Source organism: bacterium, assembly GCA_022763185.1.
In the GTDB taxonomy this organism is placed as follows: Bacteria; Bdellovibrionota_G; JALEGL01; order JALEGL01; family JALEGL01; genus JALEGL01.
The window spans coordinates 1-12,732 of the sequence record JALEGL010000002.1; the positions used below are offsets into that span (position 1 = coordinate 1).

Annotated in this window: 8 protein-coding genes; 4 read left to right on the top strand and 4 right to left on the bottom strand. The window is 33.6% G+C overall.

Annotated elements, in window-relative coordinates; genetic code table 11:
* Positions 1-1,315 (bottom strand): cyclic nucleotide-binding domain-containing protein (locus MRY82_00175; GenBank protein ID MCI5071345.1); only part of this gene is annotated, 1,315 nt, incomplete at its 3' end.
* Positions 1,316-1,375: 60 nt separating this feature from the next.
* Entirely contained in the window at positions 1,376-2,767 is a 1,392-nt protein-coding gene (locus MRY82_00180; protein ID MCI5071346.1) for a hypothetical protein, read from the bottom strand.
* A gap of 121 nt (positions 2,768-2,888) precedes the next feature.
* On the opposite strand from MRY82_00180, the gene MRY82_00185 reads away from it, so the two are divergent.
* From MRY82_00185 to MRY82_00195, 3 genes are read left to right on the top strand one after another with little or no spacing between them, the layout of a single operon-like run.
* The gene (locus MRY82_00185) at positions 2,889-6,338 is read left to right on the top strand and encodes a hypothetical protein (GenBank protein MCI5071347.1); all 3,450 of its coding nucleotides are present in this window, start codon (positions 2,889-2,891) and stop codon (positions 6,336-6,338) included.
* The gene (gene mce, locus MRY82_00190) at positions 6,335-6,736 is read left to right on the top strand and encodes a methylmalonyl-CoA epimerase (protein ID MCI5071348.1); all 402 of its coding nucleotides are present in this window, start codon (positions 6,335-6,337) and stop codon (positions 6,734-6,736) included. Before MRY82_00185 ends, mce begins: the two co-directional genes overlap by 4 nt.
* Positions 6,736-8,556 carry a tetratricopeptide repeat protein gene (locus tag MRY82_00195; protein MCI5071349.1) on the top strand — a complete coding sequence of 607 codons (1,821 nt, stop codon included), beginning with the start codon at positions 6,736-6,738 and terminating at the stop codon, positions 8,554-8,556. The genes mce and MRY82_00195 overlap by 1 nt, the downstream gene beginning before the upstream one ends.
* Before the next feature lie 10 nt (positions 8,557-8,566).
* Here the strand turns inward: MRY82_00195 and speB are convergent, their stop codons facing one another.
* Positions 8,567-9,469 carry an agmatinase gene (speB, locus tag MRY82_00200; protein MCI5071350.1) on the bottom strand — a complete coding sequence of 301 codons (903 nt, stop codon included), beginning with the start codon at positions 9,467-9,469 and terminating at the stop codon, positions 8,567-8,569.
* Positions 9,470-9,535: 66 nt separating this feature from the next.
* Here speB and speA point away from each other — a divergent pair, with 66 nt between their 5' ends.
* Positions 9,536-11,407, top strand: a complete 1,872-nt coding sequence (gene speA / locus MRY82_00205) for a biosynthetic arginine decarboxylase (GenBank protein MCI5071351.1) — start codon at positions 9,536-9,538, stop codon at positions 11,405-11,407.
* A gap of 8 nt (positions 11,408-11,415) precedes the next feature.
* Here the strand turns inward: speA and MRY82_00210 are convergent, their stop codons facing one another.
* Complete coding sequence (locus MRY82_00210) at positions 11,416-12,732, bottom strand: insulinase family protein (protein ID MCI5071352.1); 1,317 nt, start codon at positions 12,730-12,732, stop codon at positions 11,416-11,418.

Here is a 12,732-nt window from a genome sequence, read left to right on the forward strand (position 1 = left end):
ATAAAATGTGCTTGAGTTCTTGGTACTGAAAGCTGAGAGACTTCCAAAAATACCATAAAAAATGCATGGCCAAAGGTTTATTTCTAGAAAAAATTAAAGCTAAGCCAGCTTTATCAATGAAAACTAAATCACACTCTTGTTTTACTTTTGCTGTAAACATACTTTTCTCATGAATAAGAATATTTTCATGGCCAAAAAGCTGACCCTCCGTAAAAAAAAGGTTGAAATTTTGATTGGAGTATTCAATCAAACCCCGTTCAATAAAGTATATCCCATAACAAGGCTCATTTTCATGAAAGACATAAGCATCTTCTCTTAGACTTATAAATGATGTGAAGTTAGCAATGGTTAAGCGTTCTTGGGGACTCAGATTTTTAAACAGTGTATATTGGTTTAGTTTTTCAGCAATTTCTTTGAGTTCTTCATTGCTTTTATGAAACTTCAAGTCTGGGTCTTTTTTAAATTCTTGGACAACAGAAACTTGAGATGTTTCTGGTAAGTCTGCAAGACTTGTCATTTTTGTAGAGCTTGAATTCATGCTTAAGTCTTGATCTTCATCTGCAACAAACCAATGATCCAGTGAATCACTTACATCAACAGTTGTATTGGAAGGAAGAGCGCTTTTTAAGTCATTAATCAATTGGCGAAGGCGCTTTTGTCTTTTTTTAAAGAGCATATTTCTGTCAGACTTATTGAAGCCAGCAACTTTATTTTGTGCATTACGAATATGTGTTTTAAAAAACACGATATCTTCTTGGTTTTGCGTTGGGATGGTCAAAATTAAGCCGTCCATCCAATACTTTAAAGCATCAAAAGTTTCACCTAGAATGTAACAGGCCAAACCAAGTTTTTTTAATGTAAATATATGGAAAGGATCAATCGTATTAGCAGACTTAAACTCTTTGATTGCTTGAGCAAAAGTATTGTTATCAAAATAAATCTGACCTAATCGAAAACAAGCCAAAAAATTTTCCTTATCTATAGTTTTTAAAATTGTATAGAGTGTAATGGCATCTTGAGTTTTATTGGCCTTGGAAAACACATTAGCAATACTTTCAATACGATGAATTAAAAGTTTTTTGTGCTTTAAGTCATTTGGCTTCAAGTCAATTTCTTTTGATGATTCCTGTTTAAGGTTTTCAAAAAGAGTGTTTTTTAAAATAGCTAAAGCTGTATTGTTAGGATGATACTTTAAAGCAATATCGCAAACTTCTAAAGCTTTACGCGTATTACCCATATCAAAAAGTGACTGTATGACTTCAATTTGGTCATCTGGATCAATAGAAGGAAAGTTATTTAGATTTATCTCATCCATAGAGCTTTTACTGAGTATACGGCATTTGTATAGGCAAGCAAAGCATTTATCAAAACATGGTTAGTTTAAAATAAAAAAACCTAAGTTGTTGATGGAGCTTTCTTCGAGGGTTTCTTTTACTTCATTTAGAAAGTGTGCATCCATTGATTGATGTAAAATGCATACAGCATTGTTAGGCTGAGAAGTATAAAAGGGCAGCTTCTCCCATGTCATGTAATGTATACCCTGGGTTGCAGGATCGTTTACAGAGTCTTGAGCAATGGTGAAATCTTCATTATCTAAAAATGAACTTTCAATCACTACAAAACCCAAGTCTTCAAATAAAGTCTTAAATAAAGAAAGATTTTTTTTAAATACAATAAACGTGGCATCACTTTTGAGAGTATGAATTGTTTTTAGTATATCTTGATTGGCTAAGTGGTTTGAACTTTGTAAATCTAAGGGGAGTGGTTGAGTATCATTTGCAGATAAATCGCCTTCAAAATGATAATAACCAACTTTCCAGTGAAAAATCTGTAAATACTGTTCAAATTTCAATATTTTTTTTGCTTGATTAAGCTCTTGAGCCGTTAAACTTTTATCTTCCAGTAGCAATTTCTCCATCTCTTGATCCGTATAACCTGAAACAAAATTAATCTTTTCTGAAGACAAGAAGTTCCAGCGCAATAGGGTTGTTTTTAGAGATTCATGGGGTTTACTGGAATCAATATGTTGTATATTCCCATTCTTAAATGTAATTTTTTTCGTAAAGTCATCTTTATTTAAGGTTAAAGTACCTGTAGCATTGTAATAAGATAAGCTTGAAAGAACATTGGAAATACAGGTAAAAATAAGCTGACTTTTATGCTTAAATTTGGACTTTTCTAGTTTAGGGCTTTGGTATTGATGTTCAAATAGTGGCAAAGCATGTAGAAAAAAATTTTGTAAATTTTTATAGAGTATTTCCAAGTAAACACCGAAATGCTGGTCTGGAAGGCTATGAGAGTAGTTTTCCTGAATTAAAAACTCTCCTTGAAACCAGCCCAAAAGGTCGAGTAATTTTTCTAAACATACGTGTTTTTCTATAGATGCAACTTGAGCACTATTAATATTGAGTAAGTATTTGGCTTGTTCATGGTGTTCAAGAATATTTTCTTTTCTAAAGGCTTCTATTTCATCCAGTTTAGTAGCACTTTTTTTAATTTTATCTTGTTCAAGCAGTTGTTTCTTCAAAATAATATTTTTATAAGATTCATCTTGCAGGTTTGAATGAATATTAAGAATATGACCCTGATGAAAGTAAACATGTTTAATTCTTTGCTTATTTTCAAAAATGATTCTACCGCTAAACTTATTTTTGAAGCTGTTTAAAATAATAATATAGGCCGGAATTTTGATTAAACTGCCTGTGATAGGTATGTTTTTACCAAAGTCTGCATTTAAAGAGGGTATTTCAAAATTGGCGGACTGCATAAGAGCCACTTATATAGTACTATCTCAAACTTATATCAATGCTAAAGTCATAAAGTTTTAGATAAAAATCAAATAAAAAATTTTCTAGTCAAACGCTACTGATACTATTATTATAATAAATATGCCCTACATATACTCTTTATTACTCGTATGCGTTTTTATCTTATCCTCTTGTCAACAAAGTGGATCAACTGTTGGTGGAGGAAACCCTATACCTACGCCTCCTATAGTTGATATCATTGAACCACCAGAGCCTGGAGAAGAAGAAACCATTGTTATTGGTGACCCTGGGTTATGCAATTCTGGGGATACTGCCAGAGTCGGTGTTTCAGGAGCTGGTAGCGCGCGTTTTTCACTCGTCTCCGATGATTTTCCTTGTACTCCAGCAAAGGATAATCGTTTGGAAGAGTACAGTATGATTTTATTCAACACAACTGAATCACCCATTGCATTTAGAGTAGACTCTCCATCTGCAGTTAACCCCTTTGGCTTTTCTAATACCAATTATAGTAGCCAAGATGCTTATGATAAACCTGTTACCTTGGGTGTTGAACCTAAAAATTATGATATTGGTGCGGTCCATACATCTCTTGAAGCTGCTAATTTACCCTTGGCAGGTCAAAATAACTATTTTAATGACGGTCCGGTGGTTAATGCACTGGTTTCTGAATATGTTTTAGGAGATGAGGTAGAGCTAAGAGTATTAAGTGATCCATCCGATACCAATACCTTTATAACAACCTCCGCAATACTAAGAGCACAAGGAACCTATATTAATTTGTTTGTTGATAGAGATGTCCCAATGGGGGGAATTCATGCCGATTCTCCAGAACAACAAGACTTAGATCATGCTGTGGAAGTTTTTGATAGAAATATTTACCCCTTGGTAACCACATTACTGGGTGAACCCTCTGATATAGATGGGAACACAAGAATCAATGTACTTATTACTCCAATTATTAACAGAAACATTTCAGCCGCAAGCTATGTAGATGCTCGAAATGTATCAGAATATAACCCAATCAGTAATCCTGTTTCCAATGAAGGTGAGTTTATTTTTATGTATGCTCCAGATTCATTAGCCAACTACTCATCCGGTGGAAACAATACTGATGTTGAAACATATTTCAAAAATAAACTGTTCAATGGCTGGTTGGCCTTTCAGCTACCAAAGATTATCAGTTATAATCAAAAAGTAATTATCAATGGCGGTGCTCCCGAATTAGACTGGATCGATGACGGTATTGGGGCGGTTATGGCCGATTTATGTGGGTTTAACTTGTTTAGAAGAGCTGCTTGGAGATATTTAGCTGCTCCACAACTTGACGATTTAAGGAAAGCAGATCTTTTTGAAACAATCTCTGGGCAAGGAGCAGAGTATTTATTTATGCTCTATTATGTTCAATCAAATATAGATGATACGGTACAAGATACAAACACCGATGGTTTTGATGATGATTTAGAGTTTCTATCTGAGGTTTATGCTGCTAGTGGTGTTGGTCCGCAAAACTTGGTTGAACATGTAGATGTTTTATATGATCCAGAGATTGAAAGTGAGTTTGATGGCTTATTTAAAGATTACGTTATTGCTTTGTTAACCAGTGGCTCTGGCCAAGCCGCATTACAACAAAGTGGTCAAACTGCGTTAAAGTATTATTTGAACTATAACCCTCTGGTCTACGGCTCTCAAATAAGTGATAGTAATGGTTCTGTTAGAGCTGGAGCAGACGGTATAACAGTAAGTTTGAATGATGGCGACCTTTTGGATGGTGATATGACACAAAACTTGATCGGTCTCGATTTACATCGTTATAATGAAGAGGATAGAGTTTTATTTGAAAATGCAGATGAATATGTCTATGCGCCAGGGAACTCAATGAATGGTTATATTGATCCTTATTCAGCTATGTTTGTCAGAATGTCAGGCTTATTGATGTCTGAACAGTCTGTAGGATTGTTTTCTTCTTCAACATCTTTAAAAGGATTTTTAGTTCGTAGACCTGATTTAACGTATCCAAAAACATACCATGAAAGTATTTATGGCGCGATCAATCAAATGCATGAAGATTTAGATCAGATTGGTCCAAACCCCTTCTGGGAAAATCAAGGTCCAGCTGAAAATGCCAAGCGAATAAATTTAGCAGGTATGATTGAGTCAAATCCAAGTGTTGGAGAAACATCGGAAGACTTTATTTCCATTGTTGGTGAAATTGATGCTTCACAATCTATTTTTGTCTGTCCTGAATTTACTGAAGATTGTTCTGATGAAACTGTACAAGACACAGACAAATATATATTTACAGTTCCTGATCTTGGGAGAGGAGATGAAGGCCTCTTGAGTATTAGTATTCGAAGACGTTTTGACGCTGGTCTTGACTCAACTGGATTTAATCCTCTTTTAGCTATCGTTTCATCTAAAGATGTTCCTTACCCTTATGTTCCTCATCCTATTAGAAATGTAGTAAATAATGACTTAGGAGGGACGGATACTCGTCAACAATATCGCTGGAGAACTTCTCAGTTAATATGTGGTGATGGTCAGGGAGACGCGATGGGAGATGCAGATGCTACACTAACAGCAACCAATACAGGAGTGGACTGTGTCCCTGGAGGTGAAGATGATTCATTAAAAATTATTTTTGATCCTGAACTTTTTGTTGAAAATACAGGTGCTTTGAGTACTTCTTTAGGAAGTTGGGATGGTAATATTGTTGGTGGTGAATGCGATGCTTTACCTGCTGCTTTTGGAGTCAATGGTTTGGGTTATGGTGATTATGATGCCTATCCTGTGACAAATATTGAGGTTTCTGGTTCGAGCTTAGGACAATATCCATGGAGTGATTCTTTTATGCAAATCAGTTATAACGGTTCACCTTATCCTAAGGTCTTGTTTGATCGTGAGTTTTTGAAAGTTTCACCTGAGTACCCTTTTTTGGGTGATGAAAACAACCCTCCTTATGATCCAAGAGCCGTTAATGATCTTTCTCTAAACTGTCATATAGAAACAGGTGGTGACATTGATCTTATTGCAGACGCTCCAGATGATTTTATTTCCTATCAAGAGTTGGCTTCTGTTGAAGTGTCAACGCTTGCACAGCAAGTTTTAGCTGAAATGTCCAGGTTTAGATTTTCTAGTTCAAGTCAAGCAGAAAGTGCTGTGCTTGACCCCAAATACGATACTCCTGATATCTTTATTATTGATGGAGATAGTAGAGACCTTGATAGCGGCTGTTCAACCTCAGATTTAACCCATAATATGAATACCTATACGGTCAGAGGAGGTGGAGAAGGCGCAATGTTAATGGCCGAAGATAATAAAATGCTAGAACACATCGCTTTTAATTACAACAGTTCAAGTAGTGGTTTTCTTAACCAAGGTATTTACAGCAATGACGGTGGAGAAACCAAATTAAAATTGGTTCCAGGAAAAAGTTATACTTTAATTGTTGGTGGAGAAGGAGGTAGTACGGGTGATTATGAGATTAGAATTCGTAAAGTATCCTCAGCAACAAAAAACTTTGCCCAATTAAAAGATGTTGATAACAGTGAACCTTGTTTCTTACAACTATGATAAAAAAAATAAACCACATAGGCATTGCCGTAAAATCTATTGAACAAAGTCTACCTTTTTACAAAGATACTCTAAAACTTAATTATATCGGACAGGAGTTGGTAAAATCAGAGGGTGTGAAGGTTGCTTTTTTTTCGATTGGTGAAAGTAAAATAGAATTGCTAGAAGCTATTTCTGATGATTCACCAATAGCAAAGTTTATTAAAAAAAAGGGTGAAGGTGTTCATCATGTAGCTTTTGACTGTAACCAAATAAGTAACTTTAGCGAAAATCATCAGAATCTACTCATTGAACCAGCACTGAGATCCGGTGCTCACAATTGTTGGGTTTCTTTCATTCACCCAAAATATAGCAGTGGTGTACTGATTGAACTTAGTGAAAAAAAAGATAGCTCTTAATGCCTAAATATTACCCATGTGAAAAAAATAATTTATGTGGTGCTTTGGATAAGCTAGACGTAAACTTCTTACCCAGAGAAAGTTTTGAGTTAGAGTGTTCAATGTGTAATGAAAACGTCATCATTAACCCAGAGATCTTAAAAAAACAAACTCATGAAAAAATCAACGATGATCCTGATACACATGTGGCAATTGATGTAAATTCAGTCAACAACTTAAAACCTTCACAAAAAAATATAAAATCTAAATTTATTCCAGTTGTGAGTATTATTTCTGGTCTTCTCATTGTAGTCATTATTAGTTTTTTGATAATTAAAGTTGTCTTTAAAAGCAGCTTAAGTAAATATAAAACCCTTTCTAAAAAACAACTGGGTCAAGAACAAATTTACTATAATAAGCAAAAAATTATTTTAGATATTTCAACAGAAGACTCTGTTGATTTAAAAACTGAAGCTTCTGATGAGTTAAAAAAAACCACGACCCGAAGTCAATCAAGAGTCAACCAGTCATTACAAGCAAAGCGTTATAACCACTCAAAACAATATTCTGACTATATAAAAAGATACTCTAAATTACCAAAAAATATTCGAGAAGTTTATGAATCATTTAAAATCGATCAAATAAAAGGAACTCGGGAGTTGATTATACAATATATCAATACCACACCTGAACATAAGTACATCAGTAATATAATTTTGTCTGAACTGTACTCTTACTTAAGTTATATTGAAAATAAACCCGAGTTAAATACCTTTGCTATTGAGAATTTAATAAAACTAAACAATTCATATCCAGAAACAGCTGAATGGCAACGCTCTATGGCTTTTGCATTGTATTGCAAAGAAGACTATAAAAAAGCCTATCAACAGGCTTTACTTATTAAAGATATTTTTCAAAATGATCCTATTGTTCAAGCTACTTATGCAATGTTGGTTTATCGCTTAAAAAATAAAGATCAAGGAAGAACTCTTTTACATAGAGCTTATCTTATCTCACCAAAACATTATCTTGTTAATCATTTTTATAGTGATCTCTTGTTTGAGGCAAAAGAATACTCAAAAGCTGCAACACTTTATAAAAAAATGGTCTTTTCAAAAAATGTTCACCCAGAAATTATTAAAAAAGCCATTTATGCTTACAACCATGAAAATGAATGGGCAGCTTTAGCAAAGCTATACCAAGAAAACTCCAACTCATCTGATGATACTGTAATTAAACTTAATTTAGCCAAAGCGCTTTCTAGATCAGGTAAATCCACAGAAGCTTTGAGAGTTTTAAATGACTTAAATATTGAAAAATTAGATAACAAACAACGCTACACCTATCTATTTGAACAAGCTTATGCACATTATATCAATAAAAACTATCTTCAATCCAACAGACTTTTTTTAGAGGCAGATAAAGCTTCTCCTAATACACTGATCAATTTAAAGTATATTGGCAACTCATATTTTAGATTGGGCCGATATTATAATGCAATAGATTATTATCAACGCGCATATAAATTAGAACCTAATGAGGCTTTGCAAAAAAATATCGCGCTGTCATATTATGAAAGCAAGCAATATGAAAATGCCATCAATGAATTTTCTATATTATTGAAAGATAATCAAAATAACTTTATTTTCACCTTTTATCTTGCAAAAGCTTACTTGAAACTCAAACAAGATAAAAAAGCTTTGGATTATGCTAAAAAAGCTCTGGCTTTATCAGAAAAAAATTCACAAATAAAAATCTTCATCAGAAATTTAGAAAAACAAATCGCGTCTAATAATAATTTAAAAAACTCTAAACAAGATAAGAAGAAACTAAAAGAATAAAAATATTTTCTTATAACTGTGTGTATGCAATTGTTTTATAAATTAATTTACAAGCTGTAATTTCAGAATATAAAGGTATTTGACTAGGACAAATCTCATTAAAGTCAGCACCTACAAGCGTGTGTCTTGCACATGTTTTTCTAATTAAATTTAATGCATCAAACCAACCCAAACCACCCGGTTCAGGAGTTCCTAAGCCTGGAACAACAGATGGATCCAAACCATCTAAATCAAAACTAAGGTAGACATTTTCTGTTTTAATTTGACTAAGAACTTTGTCAATCCAATTTGGGTTTTGATGGACTTCTTCTGAGTACATTACATCAAGCCCCTCACTTGACTCAATTAATTGAAACTCTTCCTTATCGATGCTCCGAATACCTACAGAAACTATAGGTAATTGCCCCAATAAACGCTTCATTACACAAGCATGACTTAATTGACTGCCTTCATAACTTTCTTTTAAATCTGCATGAGCATCAATATGCAATAGGGTAATATTATCTTTATATTTTTCAACAAAAGGGGGCACTGTACCTACACTGATTGTATGTTCCCCACCCAATGAGATAACACATTTATTTTGCTCTAGAAGCCGAGAAACATGTTGGTTGATTGTTTTAACGATATCCTTACTTTCTGCTTGATTAAAATGCTCAGGGTCTTTCCCTAATGACCAATCTGTGAAAATACCGGAGTGACAAGGCTCTGTTTTTGTCTCAGTATCAAAATACTCTAGTTGAGTACTGGCTTCTACAATTTTATGAGGTCCAAATTGAGTCCCTTTCATGTATGAAGTCGTTTTCTCCATTGGAATGGGTAAAATAACGTATTTAGAGTCTTCAAGAGAAAAATCGCTTTCTTGACCAAAAAGAAACTGCATTTTTTCTATATTTTTGATATCGGCTTGCATAAGGAATGTCTTTAAGGTTATTTCCAAGCTTTATCAACCATTTTTAGGAATTGTGAGACTTTTTATATGGATGGATTTTCTATTAAAACTGCAAAAGAACTGTATGGCATAGATTCATGGGGAGCAGGCTACTTTGACATAGACTCAAAAGGCTATTTATCGGCCATGCCAACTAAAAATGTGAAATCAAGTATACCGCTGACGCAAGTTTTAAAGGAAGCCCAGAAAAAAAATATTTCAACGCCCATTTTATTAAGATTTCCTCAAATTTTACATGGTCAAGTTCAAGCCATTAACAATGCTTTTGCAACAGCCATAAAAGAATACAAATATAAAAATCAGTACACTCCCGCTTATCCAATTAAAGTGAATCAAAAAAAGAGCGTTGTGGATGCTATTATGGAAGCCGGTTATAGCAACTCAATCAATATTGAAGTAGGGAGCAAAGCCGAAGCGGTAGCTTCTTTTGCCTTAAAGTTGAATAAGAAAGCGATGACCATATGCAATGGCTTTAAAGATAAAGACTATTACAATATCATGGCGACAGGTGAAAAACTGGGTCGCAATATGTTGGCTGTGATTGAAAAACCGTTTGAACTGGATGGTTTATTGCAACTTAAAAAAGAGAAAAAAGCTATTCCTTCTTTAGGTTTTAGAATTAAGCTTGATGCTAAGGGCTCTGGCATGTGGCAAAAGTCAGGTGGGAGTGCCAGTAAGTTTGGTCTTTCAATGAGTCAGCTTTTGCAAGCTATAGAGTGGCTTAAAAAACATGATTTAATTGAGCATTTAAAAATGTTTCATTTTCATATTGGTTCTCAAATTACAGATATTCGTAAAATCAAACAAGCCATCAGAGAAGCGGCTAGAGTTTATGCAAAATGTAAAAAAATAGGTTTAGACTTGGAGTTTCTCAATGTTGGGGGAGGTCTGGGAATTGATTATGATGGAAGTAAAACTTCTTCAGATGCTTCAGTTAACTATGGCGTACAAGAGTATGCCAATGATGTGGTTTACAATGTTTTAGAGATTTGTAATGACGAACAAGTATCTCATCCACAGTTAATCTCCGAAAGTGGTCGTTTCTTAACAGCGTATCATGCCGTATTGCTGGTTGATGTTAGAGATCAATACCATGAACGTTATATCAACCCACCTAAGTTTAAAAAACAAGAGAGTAAAATTATTCAGGATATCTTGTATATTGATGAAAATATGACCGCAAAAAATTTTCGTGAGTTTTATCATGACAGTTTGGTTAAAAAAGATGAATTACAAGCCATGTTTCATTTAGGTCTGTTATCAATTGAAGATAGATCTAAAGGAGAATGGCTATTTTGGGCGATCGCAGAAAAAGCTGTCAAATACAGTCAAAATGCAAAATACATAGCAGATGAATTTGTTGAGCTTAGAGAGCATTTGTATGAAAAGGTTGTATGTAATTTTTCATTATTTCAATCACTTCCAGATCATTGGGCTTTGGATCAGTTATTTCCAATCATGCCAATTTCACATTTACAAAAAAAACCGACACAAAAAGCAACACTTGTCGATATAACATGCGACTCAGATGGAGAAGTTGATAAATTTGTTGATCTAAAAGATATTAAATCTTACTTAGATATTCATCAAATTGATGACTACAAAGATTATCACTTGGCTTTTCTATTTGTAGGAGCCTACCAAGATACCATGGGTGACATGCATAATTTATTTGGAGAAGTCAATGAGTTATCTGTCACAATCAACAAAGACAATACAATGAAGATCGATCAAATTTATGAAGGTGAAAAAATTAAAGATACCATCGCAATTTTTGATTACTTTCCTGAAAAAATTATCAACAATCTAAAAAACAAAAATTTAACAGAAAAAGATGAAAGTGATCTGAAAAAAGATATTTTAAACTATTGTAATATGTACACCTACCTTATGGATTAAGGTAGGTCTTATAAAGTAGTTAAGTAATTTTTTTTAGTAATATCCCAGCCCTTAAAATTCTCTTCAAGCTTTTTAGACAGGTTATCTGCAGTAGCTAAAAGGCTAATAGAAAGTTGGTTCTGGTGGATGTGCTTCTTAGCGGCGTCTCTTATTTCATTGATTGATAAAGTATGAATAGCTTTTTTGTATTTAAACAGTCTATCCTCATCTAAGTTGAGCATTTTATGATATAACATTTCTGACATAATCTTTTGTGGTGTATCAACTTTAAATGGGAAAGATTTCATCATATAGTTCTTAGCAAAATCAATATCTTTATCTTCCAATAAATCTCCTTCAACAGCTTGTTGTAAAAGTTCTAGTGAAAGTTTCATTGCATCAACAGTGTCTTTTTCTTCTGGATAAGTATACAAGAACAATGATCCTAAATCTCTATGCAAACTTAAAGATCCATAGGCCCCATAGGCCCAACCTCGTTTAACTCTGATTTCTTGCATGTATTTTGCTTGAAATATACCTCCAGCAAAAGCCATCATAAATGTTTTTAAAGCGTAGTAATCTGGATGTTGATAGTTAAAGCAAGGGTGACCAATAAAAAAATGACATTGTGAGCGGTTGGGTTTATCAACAATAAGTAGTTTTTTTTGATTGTTGTATTGATGAGAAATCTTTTTTTCAGGGACATTCCAAAAAGATTGTATATCAAATTGATTGGAAAATAGATCAAGGGTTTTATGAATATGACTGTCTTCTATAGCCCCTGAAAAACCAAAAGTTAAAGGTAAATTTGATATGAAGTTATTGTAACAGTCTTTGATATCATGAATACCAACTTGTTCCAGGCTTTCTAATGTTCCCCATGCTTGGTCAGCATAAGGATGATCTGCATAAATTAAGTTTAAAAACCCTTTTTTAGCTAATGATGCATCGGATTCTGAAGATTGTTTTAATTTACTTTTGGTTTTTGATACAAGCTTTTTAAATTCGTTTTCTGACAACATAGGTTCTGATAATGCAGACAAACATAAATCTATAAGCTGAAAATAATTTTTACTTAAGACTTCTCCCTCTAAAGCTATACTATGATTACCAACAGACACAGAAAGAGAAGCACCCATCGCATCTATCTTTTCATTAAAACTTTCTTCATCATAGCGAAGGGTTCCTCTAAGGAGCATTTGAGCCATCAGATACAAAACACTTTTATTATTAAGACTTAATTGATCAATATTAAAGGCAATATAAAAATCTACAATAGGGCGATCATGTTTTTCAATATGAATGTAAGGTATGTCCGCATGTTTTTTCCAAGTATAAGTATTCAT